Below are 23,814 nucleotides of genomic sequence, written 5' to 3' on the forward strand. Positions count from 1 at the left end.
GTCGCTCGGTGCGCACGGCTAAGGCCGAAGCGTGGCTCCGTAGCTCAGCCGGACAGAGCAACGGTTTCCTAAACCGCAGGTCGGGGGTTCGAGTCCCTCCGGGGCCACCAGCGATGGAAAGGTGCGCTTTGACCGAAACCGACCGGACGATGCCCGATGTTTCGGTCACGGCCATCGCCCTCGTCGTTGCCGCGGGCACGTTCATGCTGTTGCTGGACGGCGCGATCCTGAACACCTCGCTGCCGCAGATCGCGCGCGATTTCCATGTCGGCGCGGTCGACATGAATCTGGGCATCACCGCCTATATCGTATCGCTCGCGGTGTGTACGCCGCTCAGCGCCTGGATTGCCGATCGGTTGGGATCGAAGACGGTGTTCGCGGGTGCGATCGCGCTCTTCACGGTCGCCTCGGTCGGCTGCGCGGCATCGCAGACGCTGCCCGTCTTTCTCGCGGCGCGTGTGGCGCAGGGGATCGGCGGGGCGATGATCATCCCCGTGGGACGCGGCATCGTGCTGCGCGTCGCGCGATCCTCCGAACTGCTGCAGGCGACCGCGCTCCTCGTCTGGCCCGCGTTGATGGCGCCGGTGATCGGGCCCGTGCTCGGCGGCGCGATCACCTCGTGGGTGGGGTGGCGATGGAATTTCCTGCTCAATGTGCCGCTGGGCGTGATCGGCATAGCGCTGGCGCTGGCGATCCTGCCCCGCAGCGAAGCGCCGTCCCGCCGGCCGCTGGATTGGGTGGGCATGCTCTTGACCGCGGCGGCGCTCATCCTGCTGATATACGGTCTCGGCCGTCTCGGCGGTAATGGCCCAAATAGCGCCCTCCCGATCGTCCTGGTGATTGCGGGAGCCGCCGTCTTCGGGATCGCGTTCCTCTGGCTCCGCCGCGCCCCGCATCCGCTGATCGACCTCGAGACATTCCGCATCCCGACCTTTGCGATCAGCACCGTGATCGCGGGCAACCTCTCGACGATCGCGATGAGCGCTGCGCCATTCCTGATCCCGTTGATGATGCAAGAGGCATGGGGCTTCACGCCGCTGCGCGCAGGCGGCTGGGTGCTCTGCTATTTCCTCGGCAACCTGCTGATCAAGCCGGCCACCACGGCGATCCTGCGGCGCTGGGGCTTCCGCCAGGTGATGATCGTCAACGGAGTCGCAATCGGCTTCACGGTGATCGCCTGCGGCCTGCTGACGCCGGGCGATCCAAAGCCCCTGATCGCCGCCACCCTGTTCCTCGCCGGAGCGACCCGATCGATGCAGTTGACCGGAATCAACACACTCGCGTTCAGCGACGTGCCGAAGGAGCGGCGCGGATCGGCATCGGCGCTCGCGGCGATGGCGCAGCAGATCTCGATGGCGCTGGGTGTCGCGATCGGGGCGGTGGCGGTGAATTTGGCCCGAGGCGCACACGACGCGACAGTGCCCGGTCAGGCGGATTTCCGCATCGCCTTCTTCTTCTGCGGGGCGATCGGCGCGGTGGGCGGGTTGCTTTGCCTGCGCCTGCGGCCGGACGCCGGCGCCCATGTCAGCGGCCATGCGCACCCGGTGGCGCGCCCCGCTGTCTCGGCCGCATGAGCGGCTGTACTATCGGCTGGCGGAAAACGGCCGGCTGATCTATCCGGATAAGCTTACCCAGCAGCAGACGTTTCGCATCGGCTGCTTCGGCCATCTCTCGGAACAGGATTTCGCGGAGTTGACCGCCGCGTTCATCGCCGATGCGAGAAGTCTCCCTTAAGAAGCCTCTATGTTCGTCACACCCCCGCCGACAACGACGGTCGAGATCGTCGTGCAGAATGTTCGCAACGCGCACGGCCATGTGCATGTCGATCTGTGCCAGCAGAGCGAATTCCTGAAGGACTGCTCACTCTCCGGAAGCGTTCCGGCGCAGGCGGGCACGGTGATCGTGCGCATCGCCAACGTGCCGCCGGGTCATTATGCGGCGCAGGCGTTTCATGATGAAAATGACAATCACAAGGTCGATTACAAGCTGTTCGGCAGTATCCCGAAGGAGGGCGTGGGCTTTTCCAATGACGCCAAGATCAAGTTCGGGCCGCCCAAGTTTCAGGAAGCGGCGTTCGCTCATGGCGCCGCCCGCCAGCAGATCAGCTTCAGCCTGCGCTATTTTTAACGTCTCAACCCCTCCCCTTCAGGGGAGGGGCATAGGGGTGGGGGCGCGCGTCTGCGCGCCCAAAAGACTCGTGGCCCGCGAAAGCGTCAAACGGGGCATCGAGCCCCGCTTGCCGCAACCCACCCCCAACCCCTCCCTTGAAAGGGAGGGGCTTAAATTATGATCCCCACCCGCATCCTAGCGAGCCTTGTCGGCTTTGCCTGCCGCCGCCCCGGGCTCGTACTGTTCGGTGCTTTGCTGCTCGCGGCCGGTGCGATGCTGTACGTTTCGCGCAATATCCAGATGTCCAGCGATGCCTCGGCATTGATTTCTCAAAAGGTGCCATGGCGCGCCGCTGAGCATCGCATGGATCAGGCGTTTCCGGCCGGCGGCGACACAACTCTGGTCGTGATCGACGGCCAGACACCGGAGCTCGCCGAGGCGGCTGCGGCCAGCCTCACCGGCAGGCTGGCGCAGGACAAGCGCCATTTCCGATCGGTGACGCGGCCTGATGGCGGCGCCTTCTTCGCCAGGGAAGGCCTGTTGTTCGCCTCGCCCGCCGAGGTGCAGGAAACGACGGCGCGGATGATTGCCGCCCAGCCGATCCTCGGCCCGCTCGCGTCCGATCCTTCGCTGCGGGGCGTCGCGGGTGCGCTCGACACCATGCTTCTGGGTGTAACCAGCGGCCAGGCGACGCTCGATCGGCTCGAGCCCGCGATGGGCAAGCTCGCCGATTCGCTGGAAGCGCAGGCGGCGGGCAGGCCGGGCTTCTTCTCCTGGCAGGCGCTGATCCAGAGCGGCAAGGGCACGCTCGCCGCGCCGACCCGGCGGCTGGTGATGATCCGCCCGGTGCTCAATTATGGCGATCTCACCCCCGGCGTCGCCGCCAGCGACGCCATCCGCGCCGCGGCCCAGACGCTCCATCTCGATGCCGAGCATGGCGTCACCGTGCGGCTGACCGGCACCGTGCCCCTGTCCGATGAAGAGTTCGCCAGCCTCGCCGATCATTGGTGGGTGGTGGCGGGTGCGATGGTGGCCGCGATGCTCGGCACCTTGTGGTTGGCGACCCGATCGCTGCGCGTCACCGCCACGATCCTGCTCAGCACGGTTATGGGCCTGATCGTGACCACCGCGCTCGGGCTCGCCGCGGTTGGGCGGCTCAATCTGATCTCGGTGGCTTTCATTCCCTTGTTCGTCGGCCTCGGCGTCGATTTCGGCATCCAGCTTGCGGTGCGTTTCCAGGCCGAGCGGCACGGCGGCGCGGATCGGGCGACGGCGATCACCGAGGCGGCGGTGCGGCTCGGCCCGGCGCTGCTGCTGGCGGCGGGCGCGGTCTGCCTCGGCTTCCTCGCCTTCCTGCCGACCGATTATCAGGGCATCGCCGAGCTGGGCGTGATCGCCAGTATGGGGATGATCGTCGCTTTGCTGTTCAGCGTCACCGCACTGCCCGCGCTGCTGATGCTCCTTCGGCCCGGCAACCCGCGCGCCGAGGTGGAGAACCCTGCACTGGCGCCCGTAGATGCTTTTCTGATTCATCGCCGTCGATTGGTGCTGGGCGGCTTCGTCGTCGCGCTGGTGATCAGCATCGCGTTGCTGCCCTTCGTCCGCTTCGATTTCGATCCGCTGCACCTGCGCGCGCGCGATGGCGAGGCGGTCTCGACGATCTACGATCTGATGAAAGACCCGGATCGTTCGCCCAACACGGTCGATATCCTCACCTCCGATGTGGCCGCCGCGAAAGCGCTGGCGGCGCGGTTGGACATGCTTCCCGAGGTCGGCCGCACGCTGACCGTGGCGAGCTTCGTGCCCGAGGATCAGGCGCCCAAGCTGCAGACGATCGCCGACGCCAACACCATCCTCGATCTCACGCTCAACCCGATCGAGACGCTGCCGCCGCCCTCCGACGCCGATATTGCCACCGCGCTGGCCAAGACCGCCGCTAGCCTGCGCGCCGCGCCGGGCAGCGGCCAACCGGCCACCGATGCCCGGCGACTCGCGGCGCAATTCGATCGCCTTGCCAAAGCGTCCCCCGCCGATCGTGCGCGGGCGACCGCGATGCTCGTGCCGCCGCTCCAGACGATGCTCGGCCAGCTTCGTGACAGCCTCTCCGCCCAGCCGGTCACCCTCGCCGATCTGCCGCTTGAGGTCCGCGCCGACTGGATCGGCCTGCATGGTGAGGGTCATGTCCAAGTTGTGCCCAAGGCCGCTTATGCCGATGGCGATGGCCTCAAGCGGTTCACCAGAGCCGTATTGGCCGTCGCCCCGGGCGCGACCGGGCCGGCGATCTCCATGCAAGGCGCGGCGCGGACGATCGCGGGGGCCTTCGTCGAGGCCGGCGTGCTGGCGTTGGTGATCGTCACCTTGCTGCTCTACCTGGCACTTCGCGATATCCGCGAAGTGGTGCTGACGCTGGCCCCGGTAGTGCTCTCGGGTTTCCTGACGCTCGGCACCTGCGTGCTGATCGGGCAGCCGATCAATTTCGCCAACATCATCGCTTTCCCGCTGCTGTTCGGGATCGGGGTCGCCTTCCACATCTATTTCGTGATGGCCTGGCGATCGGGGGCGACCAATCTACTGCAATCGAGCCTGGCGCGCGCGATCTTCTTCTCGGCGATGGCGACGGGCACGGCGTTCGGCAGCCTCTGGCTTTCGCACCATCCCGGCACGGCGAGCATGGGCAAGGTGCTGATGCTGTCGCTGGTCTGGACCCTGATCTGTGCGTTGATCTTCGAACCTGCGCTGCTCGGCCCGCCCGGAAAGGCGAAGGCGTGAGCCGCCTCAACTGGGCCACGGCGGTCGCGACGTTCGGCGGCCTCGGCCTCGCGATCTGGATGCTGGGGCGCACCGGCTTGGCGCAGACCTTCGGCGTGCTTTCCAACATCGGTTTCGGCGGCTTCACGCTGTTCATACTGAGCTATCTGACAGTCCTGCTCGCGCTGGGCGCCGCCTGGTCGACCGCGCGTCGCCGCCCCCACGATCATTTCCCCGTCTTTGTCTGGGCGCGGGCGGTGCGCGAGGCCGCGAACGATTTGCTGCCCTTTTCCCAGATCGGCGGGCTCGTGCTCGGCTTGCGCACGCTGACCGTCGCCGGCGTACCGCCGGTCCAGGCCTATGCCGCGACGATCATCGATCTCACTACCGAGATCGCCTCGCAGCTGTTGCTCGTATTGATCGGCGTCGGCGTCGCGATCCATTTCGTGGTCGAAGCGCGGGCCTATGCGGATCTGCGCATCACCATCTGGGTGGGCGTTGCGCTGCTCGGCCTGCTCACCGCTTCGGTCCTCTTCCTGCGGACCCCGATGCTGCGCTTCGCTACAAAGATGGCGGACAGGCTCGTTCCCGCGGCCAGCGCGGTGATCGATGACGTGCGCGGCGAACTCGCGCGGTTCGAGGCGAATCGCTTCGCCATCGTGCCGAGCTTCTTCTGGAACCTGATCGCCTGGCTGCTGTCGGTGTTCTGCGTGTGGCTGGCGCTGCGGTTGCTGGGGCATCCGATCGATCCGTTGCGCGCGCTGGCGCTGGAGGCTCTGATCTCGGTGATCCGGAGCAGCGCCTTCCTGATCCCCGGCGCGATCGGCGCGCAGGAGGCGGGCTATGTCGTGCTGGCCGGCGTGTTCGGGATGGACCCGCAGGCCGCGCTGGCGCTCTCCTTGCTCAAGCGCGCGCGTGACTTCACCATCGGTGTGCCGAGCCTGTTGATCTGGCAGTTCGGTCTGTTCGGGAGCGCCGAGAGGAGGGCGCAACGGTTATGAACGGGCCCGGATCGCGGGCGCCTCCACGCCGGCTTTCCGCCAGCGAGTGGGGATTAGGGATTCTCCAATGGCCGCGCGCCGACATGGCCTTGTCCGCGGACTTCGGCGATCTTCACCTGCCGATGGCGCTCCGCATAGCCAGCCCGTTGCGTCGCATCCCGCTCGCCATGGCAGGCGGGGCAACTGACCCCTTCCACGTATAGGCTTGATTGCCGATCCGCCTCGCTGACCGGCCGCCGACACCCGTAACAGAGCGTGTGGCTCCCTGGTTCAAGCCCATGACCGATTGCGACGCGCTGATCGAAGACAAAACATTCGCCCTGCCACCGGCTCTCTTCCGCGCGCACCTGCTCCAGATAGGCGAGGATGCCGCCCTTGAGATGGTAGACATCCTCCACGCCCTCTGCCTTCAGGAAGGCGGTCGCTTTTTCGCAGCGGATGCCCCCGGTGCAGAACATCGCCACCTTGGCGTTGGGTTTGAGCAGGCGTTCGCGCTGGGCGCGGAACCAGGCCGGGAAATCGCGGAAGCTGGGCGTCCTGGGATCGATCGCGCCCGCGAAGGTGCCGACCGCGACCTCATAATCGTTGCGCGTGTCGATCAGCACCGTGTCCGGGTCGGCGATCAGCGCGTTCCAGTCGGTGGCTGCGACGTAGTGGCCGGTCGCGCGCGGATCGATCTCCGGCTCGCCCATCGTCACGATCTCGCGCTTCAGCCGTACCTTCATCCGATAGAAAGGCGGCGTCTCGGCGCGGCTCTCCTTGACGTCCATGTCCGCGCAGCCGGGCAAGGCGCGAATATGCGCCAGCACCGCGTCGATACCCTCGTCCGATCCCGCGATCGTGCCATTGATGCCCTCTTGCGCGAGCAGCAAAGTCCCTTTCACGCCCTGCGCGCAGCACAATTTCGCCAGCGGAGCCTTGATCGCCGCCGGATCATCGAACCGGGTGAAGCAGTAAAGCGCGGCGACGCGGATGTTCACCTCAGCCTTCTACCTGATCCAGATAGGCGCCATAGCCTTTGGCCTCCATCTCATCCTTCGGCACGAAGCGCAGCGAGGCGGAGTTGATGCAATAGCGAAGCCCGCCGCGATCGCGCGGGCCATCGTTGAAGACATGGCCCAGGTGGCTGTCACCATGCGCCGAGCGGACTTCGGTGCGGATCATGCCGTGCGTGGCATCGCGGATTTCCGTGACGTGCGCGGGCTCGATCGGCTTGGTGAAGCTCGGCCAGCCGCAATGCGAATCGAATTTGTCCGCGCTGGCGAACAGGGGCTCGCCGGAGACGATATCGACGTAGATGCCCGCCTCCTTGTTGTGCAGCAGCGCGCCGGTGCCGGGCCGTTCGGTGCCGCTCTCCTGCGTCACATGATATTGCTCGGGCGTGAGTGCGGCGACGGCTTCGGGCGTCTTGCGATAGTCGGCCAATGGGAGTCTCCTTCGGCGCCTAGATGGGGGAGGCGAGCGGTGCGGACAAGATTGAGCGTTTGCCGGCGCAAGCGGCGATTTGCGAGCGCCGGGGATGCGGCGGCGCAGGCACAGGCGGATGGCTTGCCGCTTTTGCCGTACCGCTGCGATCGCTGTGGCCAATTTCATCTCACGAGCCGGACCAAGGGGAAACGCCAGTCTGCTCTCCGCTCGCCTTGAGCTTGTCGAAGGGCTGTTCTTCCTTCTGACACGCTGAAAAGTAAGGACAGTGCTTTGACAAGCTCAGCACGAACGGAGTTTGGAGGGCTGGAAAGGCAGCTAAGGACCATCCCCACCTTGTACCCGGGCCCATAAAGGTCCATTTGGGCAGTAATCATGCCGTTTTCAAAGCTCCCCACGCCTCTTTCCGAGGCGCTCGCCGCGCGTGGCTATGCCGCGCCCACTCCCGTTCAGGCTGCCGTGCTGGAACCCGAAGCCGCGGGGCGCGATCTGATCGTCTCGGCGCAGACCGGATCGGGCAAGACCATCGCCTTCGGCATGGCGATGGCGGAGGCGCTGTTTGTCGATGGCGCCTTGCCGCCGCCGCGCGCGCTCGGCGCGCTGGTGATCGCGCCGACCCGCGAGCTGGCGCTGCAGGTCGCGCGCGAACTCAGCTGGCTCTATGCCAAGGCGGGGGCGCGGATCGCGACCTGCGTCGGCGGCATGGATGCCTCGCGTGAGCGGCGTGCGCTCAGCCATGGCGCGCATATCGCGGTCGGCACGCCGGGGCGGCTGCGGGACCATCTCGAACGCGGCGCGCTGGATCTCTCGGGCCTCAAGGTCGTCGTGCTCGATGAAGCGGACGAGATGCTCGACATGGGCTTCCGCGAGGATCTGGAAGAGATTCTCGATGCCACCCCCGCCGAGCGCCGCACCTTCCTCTTCTCCGCGACGATGCCCAAGCCGATCGTCGCGCTGGCCCGCCGCTATCAGCGCGACGCGCACCGCATCGAGACGATCAGCCAAGATCGCGGCCATGGCGATATCGCCTATCAGGCGATGACGGTCTCGCCGTCCGATATCGAGCATGCGGTGATCAACCTGCTCCGCCTGCACGAGGCCGAGACGGCGATGCTGTTCTGCGCGACGCGGGACAATGTGCGCCATCTTCACGCCAGCTTGGTCGAGCGCGGTTTCGGTGCGGTCGCTTTGTCGGGCGAGCACAGCCAGAACGAGCGCAACGCCGCGCTGCAGGCGCTGCGCGATCAACGCGCGCGCGTCTGCGTCGCCACCGATGTCGCCGCGCGCGGCATCGATCTGCCGAGCCTCAGCCTTGTCGTCCATGTCGAGATACCGCGCGATGCCGAGGTGCTGCAGCACCGTTCGGGCCGCACCGGCCGCGCTGGCCGGAAGGGAACGGCGGTCCTGATCGTGCCCTTCCCGCGCCGCCGCCGCGTCGAGGGTCTGCTGCGCGATGCCAAGATCAATGCCGAATGGATTTCGGCGCCAAGCCCCGACGACATTCGCGCTGCCGATCGCGAGCGGCTGATCGCCACCTTGCTCGAGCCGATCGAGCTGGACGATGAGGATCGCGCGCTCGGCGCCCGCTTGCTCGCCGAGCGTAGCCCTGAGGATCTCGCCGCAGCTCTGGTCCACGCGCACCGCGCCCGGCTGCCGCAGCCAGAGGAACTGGTCGAGAACAGCCCCGCCGCGCACCGGGCCGCGCAGCAGGAGAAGCATCGCCCGGGCTTCGACGATGTCGTCTGGTTCAAGATGAATATCGGTCGCCGCCAGAACGCCGATCCGCGCTGGATCCTGCCTTTGCTCTGCCGCCGCGGCCACGTCACCAAGAGCGAAGTCGGCGCGATCCGCATCGGGCAGACCGAAACCTTCTTCCAGGTGCCGCGCAATATCACCGCCAAGTTCCTCGATGCCATCAAGCGCACCGCGGATCATGAGGGCGGCGACGAGGGCGCCGTGCTGATCGTCCAGTCGGACGGCCCGCCCAGCGGCACGCGCGGCGACAATCCGCGCTCCGGCCCGCCGCCGCGCGCCCGGCTCAGCGCTGCTCCCGGCGCAACTCCGCGTGCGCCCGGCGGCGCTCCGCGTGGTGCGCGCCATCAGGCGCGGCCAACTCATGGCGCGCCGCGCGGACCTCGGGGTAAGGGGCCGCGGTGAGCGGTGCCGTTCGCATCCTGGTGGATGCCGATGCCTGCCCGGTGAAGGATGAAATCTATCGCGTCGCGTGGCGGCGCGAAGTGCCGGTCACCATCGTCAGCAACAGCTATTTCCGCGTGCCCACGCATCCGCTGGTCGATCGGATCGTGGTGAGCGACGGGTTCGACGCCGCCGACGATTGGATTGCTGAGCAAGCGGACGCCAAAGCGCTCGTCGTCACCGCAGATATCCTGCTCGCCGATCGCTGCATCAAGGCGGGCGCCACGGTGCTTTCGCCCACGGGCAAACCCTTCACCACCGCCTCTATCGGCGGCGCGATTGCGACGCGCGCGATCATGGCGGACCTGCGCGCCGGCGGCGATCAGCTCGGCGGCCCGGCCCCCTTCGCCAGGGCCGATCGATCGCGGTTTTTGCAGGCGCTGGATACGGCGCTGGAGAAGCTGGGGAGGGGGTAACCTATTCCTCCCCTGTAAGGGGAGGGGAACCATGCGCAGCATGGTGGAGGGGTGTCCCGCCATCGAGAGGGTAATACCCCTCCGTCAGCCCTGCGGGCTGCCACCTCCCCTTGCAGGGGAGGACCTAGTGTGTTGCATTCCCTTTCAGCGGCTTCTCGTTGACCGCAGGCGCATCCTCCCAGCCCCCGCCCAGCGCGCGGAACAGATCGATCTCCGCATCGATCAGGGCGCTGTTCGATTGGGCGAGCGCGGCGCTGGCCTGGGCGCGGGTGCGCTCGGCATCCAGCAATTGCAGGAAATTGTCCGCGCCGGCATCGAAGCGATATTGCGAAAGCTTGTAGGCGTCTGCGGCCGAGGCATAAGCGCGGCCGAGCGCGGCGTTCTGCTTGGCCTGCCCATCGAGGCGGGCCAAAGCCTGCTCGGTCTCCTTGAGCGCGGTCAGCACCGCGCCATCGAAACTGGCGAGGCTCGATTCGGCCTGCGCACGCGCTTGGCGGACGCGGGCACGCGCCTCGCTCTGGATCGGGAAATTCCAGCTGATCAGCGGCCCCAGCGAATAGCTCAACGAGCGCGCCTTGCCGATGTCGCTGAACCGCGTCGCGCCCAGCGACACCGATCCCGCCAGCGTGATCGTCGGATAGAGATCGGCCGTGGCGACGCCGACCCGCGCGGTATCGGCGGCAAGCTGGCGCTCGGCCCGCCGCACATCGGGGCGGCGCGCGAGCAAAGCGCGACCGTCGCCATTAGGCAGCGGCGCGGAGAGCTTGGGCGGCGCCGTGCAGGTGGCGACGATCGGATCGAGCGCCGCGGGCGGCTTGCCGGTCAGCACCGCGAGCGCATCCAGCGTCGCGCGTCGCTCGGCCTCCAGATTGGCAAGCGAGGCGGCGGCCTGTTCGTAAACCGTACGCGCCTGATCGACATCGCGCATCGTACCGCCGCCGCCGGCGTTGAGCCGCTCGGTCAGATCGACGGTCTTGGCCTCCAGCGTCATCGTCTCGCGCGCGTCGGCAACCTGCGCGGCATAGCCGCAGCTGTCGCCGTACGCGCGCGCGGTATCGGCGGCGACCGCGACGCGCGCCGCATCCAGCGCCGCCTCCGCCGCGCCATAATCGCCGCGCGCCGCCTCGATCCCGCGCCGCACCCCGCCGAACAGATCGAGTTCGTAGTTGACGTCGAAGCCCGCCGAGTAGGAATTGTAGGTATAGGCGTCCGGCAACCCAGCGGTTGCGCCGGTGCCGGCGGCAGCGATGTTGCCCGTTGCGCCCAACGCCGCCGTACCCTGCCGCACGCGCGTGTAGCTGGCCGAAGGCGTCGTGGTCGGCAGCAGCTTGCCGTGCGCCTCGGCGAGCACGTAGCGCGCTTTCTTGAGATTGGCCGCAGCGACACGGACGTCGGTATTGTTGGCCAGCGCCTCGGTGATCAGCGCATCCAGCGTGGGATCGTCATAGAGCCGCCACCAATGGGCCGGCAGATCGGCGGCGCTCTTCTGCGGCTCGACGAACGGACCCGTTGCCGCGGGCGTCGGCGCGGGATGTTTGTAATTGGGGCCGACCATGCAGCCGCCGAGCAGCAGCGCCGCCGAGAGCGCGATCAGACGCTTCATACCGTTGCCTCCCGCGCATCGGTTTTGCCGCGAAGGCGCCGATACCGGCCCCCCACCCAGCCGCCGAAGCGGCGCGAGATGACGTAGAAGCTTGGCGTGAAGAGCAGGCCGAACACGGTCACGCCGATCATCCCGAAGAACACCGCGATCCCCAGCGCCTGCCGCATTTCCGATCCTGGTCCGCCATCGATCACCAGCGGCAGCGTGCCGAGTATGAACGCCACGGAGGTCATCAGGATTGGGCGAAGCCGCTGGTGCGCGGCATGTTCGGCGGCCTTTTCCGGCCCCTCGCCATCCTCTTCCTCATGCTGCTTGGCGAATTCGACGATCAGGATCGCATTCTTGGCGGCAAGGCCGACGAGCACGACCAGCCCGATCTGCGTGAGGATGTTGTTGTCGCGCCCCATCACATCGACGCCGATGATCGCCGCCAGCAGGCACATCGGCACGATCAGGATCACCGCCAGCGGCAGCACCAGGCTTTCGTAATTGGCGGCGAGCAGCAGGAAGACGAACAGGACGGCGAGGCCGAAGATCAGCGTGCCGGTATTGCCCGCCGTCCGCTGCTGATAGGCCAGCTCGGTCCATTCGTAGGTGAAGCCCCTCGGCAGGATCTTCGCCGCCAGCCCCTCCATCGATTTGAGCGACTGGCCGCTCGAAAAGCCGGGCACGGTATCGCCCTGCAGCTCGGTCGCCGGATAGAGATTGTAGTGGACGACGCGGTAGGGGCCGCTGTCGTTCCTGAGCTTCATCACCGCATCCAGCGGCACCATCGTGCCCGAATTGGCGCGCGCCTTCAGCCGGCCGACATCGCCCGCCTCGGACCGATAGGGCGCATCGGCCTGCGCGGTGACGCGGTAGGTGCGGCCGAGGAAGTTGAAATCGTTGATATAGGTCGATCCGAGATAGGTGTTGAGCGTCGAGAAGATGTTCTGCACCGGCAGGCCCAATTGCTCGGCGCGGTCACGATCGATGTCGGCGTAGAGGCGCGGCGTCTTGGTGTTGAAGGTGGTGAACACCGCCTGCAGGCCCTGGGTCTTGTTGGCCGCGCCCATCATCGCAAAGGTCGATTGTTCCAGCGCCTTGTAATCGGTGCCGTTGTGATCCTCGATGATCATCTTGTAGCCGCCGCCGGTGCCGAGCCCCTGAACGGGCGGCGGCGGGACGACCAGCACGGTGCCCGCGGAAATGCCGGCCAGCTTCTGCCGCAGGGCGGCGGTCACCTTGGGCGCCGCGATGCGGTCCGCCTGCGGCTTGAGCGCCACGAACATCGCCGCGGTATTGGGCGCGTTGGTGAAGGTCGCGCCGTCGAAGCCCGCGAAGGCGACCGTGGCTTCGGTGGCCGGATCGCCCAGCGCGATCTTCTGCGTCTGCCCCAGCAGTTCGTCGGTGCGTTGCAGGGAGGCGCCGGGCGGCATCTGGATGACGCCAATCAGGTAGCCCTGATCCTGCGCGGGGATGAAGCCCGTCGGCGTCGCATAGAAGCGCCAGCCCGCCGCGGCGATCAGGATGACGTAGAACACACCGATGATCGCCAGAGCGCGGACGGCGCGCGCGGTGAAGCGGCCATAGCGCTCGCCGAGATTATCGAAGCCGCGGTTGAAGGTGGCCGAGAAGCGCCCTGGCCAGCCGAGGACGCCCGGGCGCGGTTCGTGATGCGCGCCGGGCTTCTTGAGGATCAGCGCCGCCAGCGCGGGCGACAGTGTCAGCGAGACGAAGCAGGAGATCGCGGTCGCGCCGACGATGGTGAGCGCGAACTGCTTGTAGAACTGGCCCGAGATGCCGGGAATGAAGCTGGTGGGAATGAACACGCCCATCAGCACCAACGCGATCGCGATCAGCGCGCCCGAAACCTCGTCCATCGTTTCGTGCGCGGCCTGCTTGGGCTCCAGCCCCTTCTCCTCCATCAGGCGCGCGATATTCTCGACCACGACGATCGCGTCATCGACGACGATGCCGATCGCCAGCACGAGGCCGAACAACGAGAGATTGTTGAGGCTGAAGCCAAACGCCGCCAGCACCGCCATCGATCCGACCAGCGAGACCGGGATGGCGATGATCGGCACGATCGCCGCGCGCCAGCTTTGCAGGAAGAGCAGCACGACCAGCGCCACCAGGATGATCGCCTCGATCAGCGTGCGCTGCACGGCGCTGATCGATTCCTGGATATAGTCGGTCGGGTGATAGGGGATCTTATAGGCTAGGCCCTTGGGGAAGCTTTCCGAAGCCTTCTGCAGCTCGTCGCGCACGCGCTGGGCGGTCGCCAGCGCGTTCGATCCGGGCAATTGCTGGATCGGCATGGCGATGATCGGCTGGCCGGAGAGATAGGCGTTTGTGCCGTAATCCTGCGCGCCGAGCTCGACGCGCGCGATCTCGCCCAGCCGCGTGATCCGGCCCTGATCGTCGGTCTTGACGATGATGTTGCTGAATTCCTCAGGCGTGCTCAGGCGGCCCTTGGCCTGGATGCTGAGCTGGAAGGCGGTGCCGCCATGGCTGAACGGCGGCTGGCCGATCGCGCCCGCGGCGACCTGCACATTCTGCGCGCGGATCGCGGCGACCACCTCATCTACGGTCATGTTGAGCGCGGCGGCGCGGTCGGGATCGATCCAGACGCGCATGTTGAAGTCCCGGCCGCCGAATAAGCGGACGTTGCCGACCCCCTTGAGACGGCTGATCCGATCCATGATCTGCAGCGTCACATAGTTGGAGACATATTGCGGGCTGAGCGAATGATCGGGCGAATAGAAAGCCGCCACCATCAGGATGTCGGGCGAATTCTTGTTCACCTGAACGCCGATCTGGCGGACCTGATCGGGTAGCCGCGGCTCGGCCTGGGTGACGCGATTCTGAACGAGCACCTGCGCCTGATCGACGTTGGTGCCCTGCTCGAAGGTCACGGTGATGCTCAGATTGCCGTCCCCGGTCGAGGACGAGGACATGTAGAGCATATGCTCGACGCCGTTGATCGATTCCTCGAGCGGCGTCGCTACGGTATCGGCCAGCGTTTCGGCGGTGGCGCCGGGGAAGTTGGCGGTGACCACCACGGTCGGCGGCACAATGTTCGGATATTGGGCAACGGGCAGCGTCGGATACGCGACCAGACCGAAGACGACGATCAGGACCGACAGGACGGCCGCGAAGATCGGCCGATCGATGAAAAAATGCGGGAAGCGCATCGGATCAGCGCGCCGTCGCGGCGGAAGCGGGCGGCGCGCTGAGGATCGTGGTGCCGGGCGCGGTATCGGCGGCGCGCGGCCGCAGCTTGATCTGATGCGCGTCGACCGCGGCGCCGGGCTGCAATTGGCCCAGCCCGTCGAGCACCACCAGATCGCCCGCAGCGATGCCTTTCTTGATCACCCGCAGACCCGCGACCAGCGGCCCGGTCTCGACTTCGCGCGCGACGGTCATGCCCTTGGCATCGACGATATAGGCCAGCTTGCGCGTCTGATCGGTGGTGATCGCCTCGTCGGGGATCAGCATCGCATGATAGGTGCCCGAGCCGAGTAGGCGGGCGCGGCCGAACATGCCCGGCGTGAGCAGACGGCCTGGGTTGGAAAGTTCGGCATGGGCGCGGATCGTGCCCGATCGCGGATCGATCGCATTGTCCACGAACACCATATGGCCGTGGTGCCGGTAATCGCTTTCATCGGCGAGCTCGATGTCGACCGGGTTGGGCGTGTTGCGCGATGAGCCGCGCACGCCCTGCTGCGCCTGGCGGGTATATTTGAGATAAAGGCTCTCGGCGCCTTCGAAGCTGAACCAGATCGGATCCATCGTCACGACGCTGGTCAGTTCGGTCGTGCTGGCGGTGACGACGTCGCCGAGGCTGACCTTCTTGTCCGAGACGCGACCGCTGACCGGCGCGCGGACGGTGGTGAAATCGAGGTTGAGCTTGGCTTCGGCCTGCGCCGCGCGGCTGGAAGCGAGATCGGCCTGCGCGGTGCGGACGTTGGCGAGCTTGGTCTCCAATTCCTCCTGGCTCACCGCCTGCACGGTGCGTAGCTTCTGGGCGCGGGCCAGCTCGGTCTGGGCGTTGGTCAGCGTCGCCTGCGATTTGCCCGTGGCGGCGACCGCCTTGAGATATTCGGCGCGGTAGGGGCGTGGATCGATGACGAACAGCGGCTGCCCGGCATGCACATCCTGCCCGTTGCGGAACAGAATTCGGGTAACGTTGCCCGAGATGCGCGGGCGCACGCTCGCGCTTTCGATCGCTTCGAACCGGCCGACATATTCGTCCCAATCGACGACATCGCGGGTCAGCGGGTGCGCGACATTGACGTGCGGCTTCGGCGGTGGCGGCGGCGCTTTCGATCCGCACCCCGCAAGCATAATGACGGCTGCCCCCAGGCTCGCCCAAATCCGTCCCTGCATCACTCTGCCCTGTTCTATCGCCGGGCGACAAATAGGCGTCCGCCCCGACGGCGACAAGTGTACCGATCGGTATTTTTCGCACTGCATTATTTTGGTGCTGAATTGGCAAGCGGGATGAAAGACGACCGTTCAGCGCAATGAAAGCATTGACGATTACAAGCGTAGTCATTACGACTACAGGTGTAATCGGAGATTCGGAACGTGGCGGTGATCGGGGACAGCGAGCTGGCGGTGATGGAGGTGCTATGGCGCCAAAGTCCGCTGACCGCGCAGGAGGTGGCCGAACGCGCCGGGGAAGGGCGCGACTGGAGCGTCACCACCGTCAAGACGATGCTCGGCCGCCTGCTCGCCAAGGGCGTGCTGGCGCATGAGGAAGACGGTCGCCGCTTTCTCTATCGGCCCGCGGTCAGCCGCGAGGATTACACCAGCCGGGAAACGCGCCGCTTCGCCGATCGCCTGTTCGGTGGCCGCGCGGCGCCGCTGGTCGCCCACCTCGCCGAGGGCGACGGACTGACGAGCGAAGATATCGCCGAACTGGAAGCCTTGCTGAAGGAGCTGCGGCCATGATGCACTGGTTTACGCCCGCCTGGATCGTCCAGACCTTGATCGCCTCCAGCCTGTTGATGGCGCTGGTCCTGGCGGTGCGCGCGCCCGTGATGCGGATGTTCGGCGCCAAGATCGCTTATGCGCTGTGGCTGCTGCCCGCGTTGCGGATGGTCCTGCCGCCGCTGCCGGGGCACCGCACGCTGATGATCCCGGTCGCATCGCTGAAGCCGCATGAGGCGACCTTCGGCCTGGTCGATCCGGTCCATGCCGCGAATATGGTGGCCACTGCCGCCGATCCGCGCCCCGTGCCGCCGGAGCTTGTCGTCCAATATGCGCCGATGGACCCGCCGCCGCTCGAACTGCATCAGGCCGGGCATCTGCCCCCGCCGCCGCTGTTGGCGCCCCCGCATCCGATCGATTGGACGACGCTGGCGCTCGCGATCTGGCTCGGCGGCGCGCTGCTGCTCTTCGTCACCCAGCTCATCCGCTATCGCCTGTTCCTGAACGTCGCGCTCAAGGGCAGCTTCCGCATGGCGCGCGAATGCGGGATCGATGTGCTGGTCAGCGACCATGTGTCGGGACCGATCGCCGCGGGCATCTTCAAGCGGCGTATCCTGCTGCCGGGCAATTTCGTCAGCCGCTATTCGTCCGAGGAGCGGCGGCTGGCGCTGCGGCATGAGGCGGCGCACCATGATCGGCTCGATATTCCCGCCAATCTGCTCGCGCTCGGCATCGTCGCGCTGCACTGGTGGAATCCGCTCGCCCACCGCGCCTATCGCGCCTTCCGCGCCGATCAGGAGCTCGCCTGCGATGCCACCGTCCTCGGCGATGCCAACCCCGCCGAGCGCCACTCCTACGGCAGCGCGATGCTCAAGTCGGCGAGCGGCCGCATGCCCGCGATGGCCTGCGCGCTCAGCCACAAGGATCAGTTGAAGAAGAGGATCTTGATGATGGCCACCGCCAAATTCGGCCCCTTCCGCCTGATCAGCGGCGCGGCGCTGGCCGCCGGCGCGATCGGCGGCGGGCTGGTGCTCACCGCGACCGGCCAGGCGCAGACCGCACCTGCGAAGATCGAGACCGTAGCGGTGCCGCCGTCCGTGCCCACGCCGCCCGTGCCGCCGATGAAAAGCGTGCCCCCGGTTCCGCCTGCGCCGCCCGCGCCCGTCGCGATGGCCGCCCCTCCGGCGCCTCCGGCCCCGCCCGCGCCTCCCGCCCGGCTCGCCGCCGCCGATCGGGAAGCGGCCCGCAAGGCAGCGGAATGCGCCCGCAAGTCGGCGGAGCAGGCCCGCGAGGCCGGCCGTCAGGCGGCGCTCGCCGGGCGTGAAGCGGCACGTCAGGCCGCTCAGGCCGGGCGCGAAGCGGAGCGCCAGGCCGCGCTCGCCAGCCGGGAAGCCGCGCGCCAGGCCCGCCTTTCGGACGAACGGGTCCGCCGGATCAACGAAGAGGTTCGCGCCTCGATGCCCGATACCGCCGCGCTCGTTCGCACGGCGATGGACAGCGCCCGTGCCGGCCTGCGCGCCACCTGCGATCAGCAGGGCGTGAAGATGCCCGCCGACGCCGATTTCGGCGCACTCGCTACCTGCGGCACGCATATCCACGACATGGTGATGGCCTCGCTTCGCCAGGCCCGCGCCGAAGTCGCGGGCGATCGCTCGATCCCCAACGACGCCCGCGCCCAGGCGCTCGCCGGGATCGACTCCGCCATCGCCAGCAACTCCGCCCGCCCGCACTGAAATCCTGCGTTGTCGCGGATGCGACGAGCCGAGTGTCCGTTTCGGACCCGTTCCCTCCCGTCATCGTTAGGCTCCCGCACATGATGGGAGTTGAGGATGGCGGGATTGCTCGATGGCCGTGTGGCGCTGGTGACCGGCGGCGAATCCGGGATCGGTGCGGCGTCCGCCGTGGCGCTGGCGCAGGCGGGCGCTTCGGTCAGTATCCTCTATTTCCGCGATAAGGGCCTTGCCGATGGCGTCGCGGCGCAGGTGACGGCGGCGGGGGCCAAGGCCACCACCGTCCAGGCTGATCTCGGCGACGAGGCGCAGGTCGCTGCGGCCTTCGCCGCCGTCACCCAGGCGCTGGGCACGCCCGATCTCCTCGTCAATTCCGCCGGGCTCAACATGAGCGGCACCAACGTGACGGATATGGAGCTGGCGCAGTGGGACCGGCTCATCCGCACCGATCTCACCGGCGCCTTCCTCACCTCGCGCGCGCTGGCGCGGGGCTTGCGGGATGCGAAGAAGCCCGGCCGCATCATCAACATCAGCTCGATCCACGGCCAGGCGGTGCGCGCGGGCGGGGCGGATTATTGCTCGGCCAAGGCGGGGCTTGAAAACCTGACGCGGACGATGGCGATCGAAGTCGCGCCGATGGGCATTACGGTCAATGCGATCGCGCCGGGCATGATCCTGACGCCGATGAACGTGCGCGCCGAGACCGACGCCGGCTATCGCGCCAGCCTCGAACATAACATTCCCATAGGCCGCGCCGGGCGGGCGGACGAGGTCGGTGCGATGGTCGTCTACTTGTGCTCCGATGCCGCCGCTTATGTCACCGGCGCGGTGCTGACGATCGATGGCGGCCTCAGCCTCGAAGCGGCATTGGGAGCCTGAGCCGTGGCACAGATCGATTTCAACGTCGAAGCCACCGATGCGGTCAAGCTCGATGGGCCGAAGGAGCTGCTCGAGCGCGATCTGATGAGCCCCTATGTCTGGAAGGGGAAGGACGATGTCTTCCTGATGATGGTCCGCGCGGTGCCCAAGCCAGGCGCGAAGGGCGATAGCGGCACGATCTGGTATGCCACGAGCAATGACGGCCTATCCTTCACCGCAACGGCCAAGCCGGTGATCGTGCCGGGGCCGGGGCCGGAAGATATCAGCGGCTGCGAGGATCCCACCGTCGTCGAGCGATCGGACGGGACGTATGTCGTCTATTATACCGGCGTCGATGCCAGCCGCAGCCACGGCGAGATGCTGTACGCCGAGGGCCCGTCGATGGGGAAGCTCGTCAAGAAGGGCGTCGCCATCCCATCGACCCCCACCGAGGGCAACGTCAAGGAAGCCACCGTCGATCGCACCAAGGCGGGCGCGTGGCGGCTGTTCTACGAATATGCCGCAGGCGGCGCCTCGCTCGTCGGTCTGGCGATCGGCGAGAGCGAGGCCGGCCCGTGGCAGCATGAAAAGCAGCCCTTCAAGCCCCGCCCCGATGGCTGGGACGCCTGGCACCTTTCCACCGGTCCGCTGCTGACCAGCGACAAGGATCATCCGGTGATGTTCTACAATGGCGCCACCCAGGATGCGCGCTGGCGGATCGGCTGGATCGCCTTCGATGCCGAATATTCCAAAGTGGTCGATCGCTGCGTTGAGCCTTTGATCTCGCCGCCGCCCGCCGCCAACCGGCTGGATACGGATATCGTCTTTGCCGCTTCGGTGGTGATCGCGGGCGGACATCCGTGGCTCTATTATTCGCGCGGCGATGCGGCGCTATATCGAGCGACTTTGAAGCGGAGCTAAGCCTCCTCCGTTTGCCCTGAGCTTGTCGAAGGGCTGTTCTTCTTTCAGCGCTGAAAGAAGAACGGTGCTTCGACAGGCTCAGCACGAACGGAAAGGTTCGTTAGAAGCGATACGCGACCGTTCCCATCAGTGTCCTTGGCGCAAGCGGCATGCACTGGAGTACGCCACTCGTCCCCGCCACCCCGAACGTGCCGTTGGGGGCGGAGTTGAGCACACCCTGCGGCTCGGGCACGCAGGCCGCTTTGTTGAAAACATTCTTGAGCCCCGCGCTGATATCGAAGCGGCTTCCCAGCACCGCACCCAGCGCAACGCGCAGATCGGAGAGCGCATAGCCACGAGTCGCCTGCGCGGGATTGAAGGCGCGCAGGTCCGCCTCGTAGTGGCTCTGCCAATAGCTGTGCCAGCTCAGCTCGAGCGCGCCGAGCGGCGTCGTGCGTGCGTACACCATCGATCCGTTGAGCTGCCATTTCGGCAGCGGAAACCGCGTGCCGCTGAGGTTGGTCGTGCCGGTGGGGAGCAGATAGCCGGGCGGGGGCGTGAAGCTGTAATCACTATAGACCGCATCGAGATAGCTGCCGGCTGCCTGCAGCGTCAGACCCTTGAGCGGGCGGGCCTGCACATCGAACTCGAACCCCCGCACCCGCGCGCGCCGGGCATTGAGCGTGACGTTATCGTTGGAGGTGCCCGTGCAGCTGCCGGCGTTGAACAAAGCCTGCGTGCAGACGTCGCCGGGCGCGGTGGCGATGGTCACGTTGGGCAGCGTGGTCTGTATCTGGATGTCGCGATAATCGGTCCAGTAAGCGGCGAAATTGGTGCGCAGCGGCACGCCCGCCAGCCGCCAATCCGATTTCAGCCCGATCTCATAATCCGTCACGCGCTCGGGCTTGGCGGTGATCACCGCCGGGTTGATTGCCGCGCTGTTGATCGCCCCGGAGCGATAGCCCGAGCGCGCGGTGGCGTAGGCAAGGGTGTTTCTCGCCACATCCTGATCCACGGCGACGGTCCAGGTCGGCCGGCGATACGTGCGTGTCACGGTGGTGCGGCATTGGTCGAGCGACAGCAGCCGCCCGCCGGTGTCGGTCAGGGCGCAGGCGCGGGTGAGCCCGGTATAGGTGATGCCGAGCAGGGTATAGCTGCCGGGATCGTAGACGCCGTTGGGAACGGTGGCGGTGGTGGGGGGTGTTGCCGGGAAGCGGATCGTCTGCGTCGCCAGCAGCGCATAGCGGTGATCGATCGTGTACCGCGCGCCCGCGGTCAGGCGGGTGTGTGGCGTCAGGGTGTAGGTGAGCTGGCCGTAGGCGGCATAGCTGCTGTTGCGCTCGCCGTTGCGGGTGGCATCGGTATAGGTGATCTGCCTGCCGCTCGCCGCCGCGGGCGCGATGCCGCTCGGCAGGAACAGCCAGAGTTGATCGCCATCGGTCGGGCTGGTCTCGCGGAAGCCAAACGCGCCCGCCGTCCACTTGAGCGTGTCGGCGAGCAGGTGCCCGTTGAAGGTCAGATCCGCCTGCCAGGATCGGTAATCGGGCGTGTCATAGGCATAGACGTTGGTGACATAGGGCAGGCCGCGGTTCTGCGAGGCGCCGGTGGCATCGAACCAGCGATAGGCGGCGATCAGCCGGGCGTCGACCTGCCCGAGCTTCCTGTCGATCGTCGCGGAGAGCGTCTGGTAGCGGCCCTCGTCGCGGTTGTTGATCGCCTGCTCGGTGCTCCAGAAGCTGCGGTTCGCCGCCCGCGCCGCCAGCGCGAGCGCGCTGTTATAGGCGGAAGGCAGCGTGCTGACCGCGGTGCCGGTGAGGTAATTGGCATAATAAGGCGTGATGACCGAGCCCCGGAGATCGGTGAAGCCGAGGCAGGTCGCGGGGATGTTGCAGACCGACGGGCGGCCGTTGGAGAGCGTCGTGCCGATGAAGCTGCCGAGCGTCGTATAGGTCTGGCCGGTGTAATGCTCGTCGGAGACATTCGCGCGGAGCAGGATGCTCCAGTCAGCCGGCGTCCATTTTGCCGAGAAGATGCCCCCCAGCTTGCGATAACCCATCGCAGGCGTGTCGTTACGGGCACCCGATACCGGATCGACATAATAATTGCGGATGTAGCCGTCCGAATGATCGTAATTGAACGCGGCGCGCACCGCGAGGTTGGCGGTCAGCGGCAGGTTGAGCGCCCCTTGTACTGTGTGCAGGCCGTAATCGCCGAAGCTTGACCGCACATAGCCGCCGAAGTCGCGCGCCGGCTGCTTGGTCTCATAGAAGATCGCGCCGCCGGTGGTGTTGCGGCCCACCAAAGTCCCCTGCGGGCCTTTGAGCACCTGCACCGTATCGACATCGAACAGGCTGCCCGTCAGCCCCAGCGGCCGCGCATAATAGACGCCGTTCACATAGACTGCGGCGGAGGTATCGAACTGCAGGCCGTTGCTCTGGAAATTCTGCTGGCCGCGGATCGTGATGTTGATCACGTCCTGCCGGAAGTTGCTCGGCTGCACGTAGAGCGAGGGTGTGGCGTAGCGCAGATCCTCGATCGTCTTGATCTGCAGCCGATCGACGGCGGCGGCATCGAAGCTGCTGATCGCAATCGGCACCGATTGCTGCGGCTCGGCGCGCTTGCGCGCGGTGACGATGATCGTGCCGAAGGGATCGGCCGCGTCCTGCGCAAAGGCGGGCGTCGCCAAGAGCAGAGCGAGGAGGGCAGCGCGCATGCCCCTCCATCCCCGGCGATCCGGCGGCGCGCAACCGGCTTATTCGCAGGCGGACCAATCGCCACGATCGCACGCCGCGACGCGCCGCCGCCATTCGGCCATGTCGCGTTCGTAGCGGGCATGCGCTGCGCGATAGGCGGCGCTGCCCTGCGCATTGCTGTCGTTACGGCGTTCGACCACGGCGGCGGCGCGGCGGTTGAGTTCCTGCGTGCGCTCGCGATCGGCGCGGTGGGCGGCGTCCTCGTCCTGCGCGATGGCGGGTGTGGCGGTCAGCAGCAAGGCGAGGATCAGGCGCATCCGATCGATCCTGCCGCGGTCGGCTGTCCCGGCGGTGAACGGGCGTTGCGCCTGCGATCGATGCGCTTAGGATCGCGCCGTTCGGAAATCCCGCGGCGAAAAGGCCGATGATGATCGCACTGGCTATGCTTCTGGCCGCCGCCCCGCCGACCGCTGTCGAGGTGCGCCGCCTGCCCGCCGACGATGCGCGGCAGGGCGTGGCTTCGGGAGACGGCGCGCTGTTCGCGATCGACAATCGCGCCATCGCCCGGATCGATCCCGTGAGCGGCAAGGTGGCCGCGCGGTGGCAGGGGGACGAGGCGCATTTCAAGCATCTCAACAGCTGCATCGTCCATGGCCGCGCGCTGATCTGTGCGGGCTCCAACTATCCGGACCTGCCGATGGCGAGCCGGATCGAGACGTTCGATGCGCGGACGCTAGAGCATCGCTCGACCCGCGAAATGGGGCCGGGCTATGGCTCGCTGACCTGGGTCGATTGGCACGCAGGCGGCTGGTGGGCCTGCTATGCCAATTATGACGGCAAGGGCGGCGCGCCAGGCCGCGATCACCGCGCGACGACGTTGGTGCGCTACGACAAAGCCTTCCGCGAGACCGGGCGCTGGATCTTTCCGGACGCCGTGCTCGATCGCTTTGCGCCGCGCAGCTCGTCGGGCGGCGTGTGGGGCGGGGATGGCTTGCTCTATGTGACCGGCCACGATCGGCCCGAGCTGTATGCGTTGCGCGTACCGGAGGGCGGGGGCGTGCTGGAGCTGGTGGCGACGATCGCGATTCCGACCGACGGCCAGGCGATCGGCTGGGACGAACATGCGCCGCGGCTGCTGTGGGGGATCGAGCGCAAGACGCATGAACTGGTGGCGAGCCGGCTGCCGGTGGTGGCGTCGCCTTAAAACCCCTCCCCTTA

The 23,814-nt window shown here is 67.0% G+C and carries 19 protein-coding genes and 1 tRNA gene; 13 read left to right on the plus strand and 7 right to left on the minus strand.

Translation table 11 applies throughout. The features are described from left to right. Positions 1-33: 33 nt before the first annotated feature. The 6 genes from FHS31_RS06830 (at position 34) to FHS31_RS06855 (ending at position 5,858) form a co-directional block, all read left to right on the plus strand. Positions 34-110, plus strand: a tRNA-Arg gene (locus FHS31_RS06830). 18 nt (positions 111-128) lie between these two features. After that, complete coding sequence (locus tag FHS31_RS06835) at positions 129-1,574, plus strand: MFS transporter (protein WP_167072638.1); 1,446 nt, start codon at positions 129-131, stop codon at positions 1,572-1,574. After that, positions 1,534-1,734, plus strand: coding sequence for a hypothetical protein (locus FHS31_RS06840; RefSeq protein ID WP_167072639.1), 201 nt, complete (start codon positions 1,534-1,536; stop codon positions 1,732-1,734). The genes FHS31_RS06835 and FHS31_RS06840 overlap by 41 nt, the downstream gene beginning before the upstream one ends. Before the next feature lie 9 nt (positions 1,735-1,743). Beyond that, complete coding sequence (locus tag FHS31_RS06845; protein ID WP_167072640.1) at positions 1,744-2,127, plus strand: DUF2141 domain-containing protein; 384 nt, start codon at positions 1,744-1,746, stop codon at positions 2,125-2,127. Between the two features lie 159 nt (positions 2,128-2,286). Continuing rightward, entirely contained in the window at positions 2,287-4,878 is a 2,592-nt protein-coding gene (locus FHS31_RS06850) for an MMPL family transporter (protein WP_167072641.1), read from the plus strand. Next, positions 4,875-5,858: a lysylphosphatidylglycerol synthase domain-containing protein gene (locus tag FHS31_RS06855; protein ID WP_167072642.1), complete on the plus strand. Its 984-nt coding sequence runs from the start codon at positions 4,875-4,877 to the stop codon at positions 5,856-5,858. The genes FHS31_RS06850 and FHS31_RS06855 overlap by 4 nt, the downstream gene beginning before the upstream one ends. Positions 5,859-5,911: 53 nt before the next feature. On the opposite strand, the gene trhO is transcribed toward FHS31_RS06855, so the two are convergent. Together trhO and msrB are read right to left on the minus strand one after the other, a co-directional pair. Next, on the minus strand, positions 5,912-6,838 hold the full coding sequence (gene trhO, locus FHS31_RS06860) for an oxygen-dependent tRNA uridine(34) hydroxylase TrhO (protein WP_167072643.1): 927 nt from the start codon (positions 6,836-6,838) through the stop codon (positions 5,912-5,914). 1 nt (position 6,839) lies between these two features. After that, positions 6,840-7,283 carry a peptide-methionine (R)-S-oxide reductase MsrB gene (msrB, locus tag FHS31_RS06865; RefSeq protein WP_167072644.1) on the minus strand — a complete coding sequence of 148 codons (444 nt, stop codon included), beginning with the start codon at positions 7,281-7,283 and terminating at the stop codon, positions 6,840-6,842. A gap of 375 nt (positions 7,284-7,658) precedes the next feature. On the opposite strand from msrB, the gene FHS31_RS06870 reads away from it, so the two are divergent. Both FHS31_RS06870 and FHS31_RS06875 read left to right on the plus strand, forming a co-directional pair. After that, complete coding sequence (locus FHS31_RS06870; RefSeq protein WP_167072645.1) at positions 7,659-9,440, plus strand: DEAD/DEAH box helicase; 1,782 nt, start codon at positions 7,659-7,661, stop codon at positions 9,438-9,440. Then, positions 9,437-9,895, plus strand: coding sequence for a YaiI/YqxD family protein (locus FHS31_RS06875; RefSeq protein ID WP_167072646.1), 459 nt, complete (start codon positions 9,437-9,439; stop codon positions 9,893-9,895). Before FHS31_RS06870 ends, FHS31_RS06875 begins: the two co-directional genes overlap by 4 nt. Before the next feature lie 124 nt (positions 9,896-10,019). On the opposite strand, the gene FHS31_RS06880 is transcribed toward FHS31_RS06875, so the two are convergent. From FHS31_RS06880 to FHS31_RS06890, 3 genes are read right to left on the minus strand one after another with little or no spacing between them, the layout of a single operon-like run. Further along, on the minus strand, positions 10,020-11,498 hold the full coding sequence (locus FHS31_RS06880; protein ID WP_167072647.1) for an efflux transporter outer membrane subunit: 1,479 nt from the start codon (positions 11,496-11,498) through the stop codon (positions 10,020-10,022). Next, positions 11,495-14,674, minus strand: a complete 3,180-nt coding sequence (locus FHS31_RS06885; protein ID WP_167072648.1) for an efflux RND transporter permease subunit — start codon at positions 14,672-14,674, stop codon at positions 11,495-11,497. The genes FHS31_RS06880 and FHS31_RS06885 overlap by 4 nt, the downstream gene beginning before the upstream one ends. Before the next feature lie 4 nt (positions 14,675-14,678). After that, the gene (locus tag FHS31_RS06890) at positions 14,679-15,827 is read right to left on the minus strand and encodes an efflux RND transporter periplasmic adaptor subunit (protein WP_243843326.1); all 1,149 of its coding nucleotides are present in this window, start codon (positions 15,825-15,827) and stop codon (positions 14,679-14,681) included. Between the two features lie 243 nt (positions 15,828-16,070). Here FHS31_RS06890 and FHS31_RS06895 point away from each other — a divergent pair, with 243 nt between their 5' ends. The 4 genes from FHS31_RS06895 (at position 16,071) to FHS31_RS06910 (ending at position 19,924) form a co-directional block, all read left to right on the plus strand. Continuing rightward, positions 16,071-16,436 carry a BlaI/MecI/CopY family transcriptional regulator gene (locus tag FHS31_RS06895; RefSeq protein ID WP_425057203.1) on the plus strand — a complete coding sequence of 122 codons (366 nt, stop codon included), beginning with the start codon at positions 16,071-16,073 and terminating at the stop codon, positions 16,434-16,436. Continuing rightward, entirely contained in the window at positions 16,433-18,148 is a 1,716-nt protein-coding gene (locus FHS31_RS16260) for a M56 family metallopeptidase (RefSeq protein ID WP_208408610.1), read from the plus strand. Before FHS31_RS06895 ends, FHS31_RS16260 begins: the two co-directional genes overlap by 4 nt. 96 nt (positions 18,149-18,244) lie before the next feature. Beyond that, positions 18,245-19,024 carry an SDR family NAD(P)-dependent oxidoreductase gene (locus FHS31_RS06905; protein WP_167072650.1) on the plus strand — a complete coding sequence of 260 codons (780 nt, stop codon included), beginning with the start codon at positions 18,245-18,247 and terminating at the stop codon, positions 19,022-19,024. A gap of 3 nt (positions 19,025-19,027) precedes the next feature. Further along, positions 19,028-19,924 carry a glycoside hydrolase family 130 protein gene (locus FHS31_RS06910; RefSeq protein ID WP_341786308.1) on the plus strand — a complete coding sequence of 299 codons (897 nt, stop codon included), beginning with the start codon at positions 19,028-19,030 and terminating at the stop codon, positions 19,922-19,924. Positions 19,925-20,024: 100 nt separating this feature from the next. Here the strand turns inward: FHS31_RS06910 and FHS31_RS06915 are convergent, their stop codons facing one another. Continuing rightward, positions 20,025-22,616 (minus strand): TonB-dependent receptor, encoded by a 2,592-nt coding sequence (locus tag FHS31_RS06915; RefSeq protein ID WP_167072651.1) that lies wholly within the window; start codon positions 22,614-22,616, stop codon positions 20,025-20,027. A gap of 39 nt (positions 22,617-22,655) precedes the next feature. Next, positions 22,656-22,913 carry a hypothetical protein gene (locus FHS31_RS06920; RefSeq protein WP_167072652.1) on the minus strand — a complete coding sequence of 86 codons (258 nt, stop codon included), beginning with the start codon at positions 22,911-22,913 and terminating at the stop codon, positions 22,656-22,658. 107 nt (positions 22,914-23,020) lie between these two features. Between FHS31_RS06920 and FHS31_RS06925 the strand changes: the two genes are divergently transcribed. Next, positions 23,021-23,800 carry a hypothetical protein gene (locus FHS31_RS06925; RefSeq protein ID WP_243843327.1) on the plus strand — a complete coding sequence of 260 codons (780 nt, stop codon included), beginning with the start codon at positions 23,021-23,023 and terminating at the stop codon, positions 23,798-23,800. The last annotated feature ends 14 nt before the right edge of the window (positions 23,801-23,814 follow it).

Origin of the sequence: Sphingomonas vulcanisoli, assembly GCF_011761305.1 — a bacterium.
Lineage (GTDB): Bacteria > Pseudomonadota > Alphaproteobacteria > Sphingomonadales > Sphingomonadaceae > Sphingomonas_I > Sphingomonas_I vulcanisoli.

Coding starts and splice junctions, on each gene's coding strand:
- FHS31_RS06840 (WP_167072639.1), top strand. CDS start 1,534: ATGCGCACCCGGTGGCGCGCCCCGCTGTCTCGGCCGCATGAGCGGCTG.
- FHS31_RS06845 (WP_167072640.1), top strand. CDS start 1,744: ATGTTCGTCACACCCCCGCCGACAACGACGGTCGAGATCGTCGTGCAG.
- FHS31_RS06850 (WP_167072641.1), top strand. CDS start 2,287: ATGATCCCCACCCGCATCCTAGCGAGCCTTGTCGGCTTTGCCTGCCGC.
- FHS31_RS06870 (WP_167072645.1), top strand. CDS start 7,659: ATGCCGTTTTCAAAGCTCCCCACGCCTCTTTCCGAGGCGCTCGCCGCG.
- FHS31_RS06880 (WP_167072647.1), bottom strand. CDS start 11,498: ATGAAGCGTCTGATCGCGCTCTCGGCGGCGCTGCTGCTCGGCGGCTGC.
- FHS31_RS06885 (WP_167072648.1), bottom strand. CDS start 14,674: ATGCGCTTCCCGCATTTTTTCATCGATCGGCCGATCTTCGCGGCCGTC.
- FHS31_RS06890 (WP_243843326.1), bottom strand. CDS start 15,827: ATGCTTGCGGGGTGCGGATCGAAAGCGCCGCCGCCACCGCCGAAGCCG.
- FHS31_RS16260 (WP_208408610.1), top strand. CDS start 16,433: ATGATGCACTGGTTTACGCCCGCCTGGATCGTCCAGACCTTGATCGCC.
- FHS31_RS06905 (WP_167072650.1), top strand. CDS start 18,245: ATGGCGGGATTGCTCGATGGCCGTGTGGCGCTGGTGACCGGCGGCGAA.
- FHS31_RS06915 (WP_167072651.1), bottom strand. CDS start 22,616: ATGCGCGCTGCCCTCCTCGCTCTGCTCTTGGCGACGCCCGCCTTTGCG.
- FHS31_RS06920 (WP_167072652.1), bottom strand. CDS start 22,913: ATGCGCCTGATCCTCGCCTTGCTGCTGACCGCCACACCCGCCATCGCG.
- FHS31_RS06925 (WP_243843327.1), top strand. CDS start 23,021: ATGATGATCGCACTGGCTATGCTTCTGGCCGCCGCCCCGCCGACCGCT.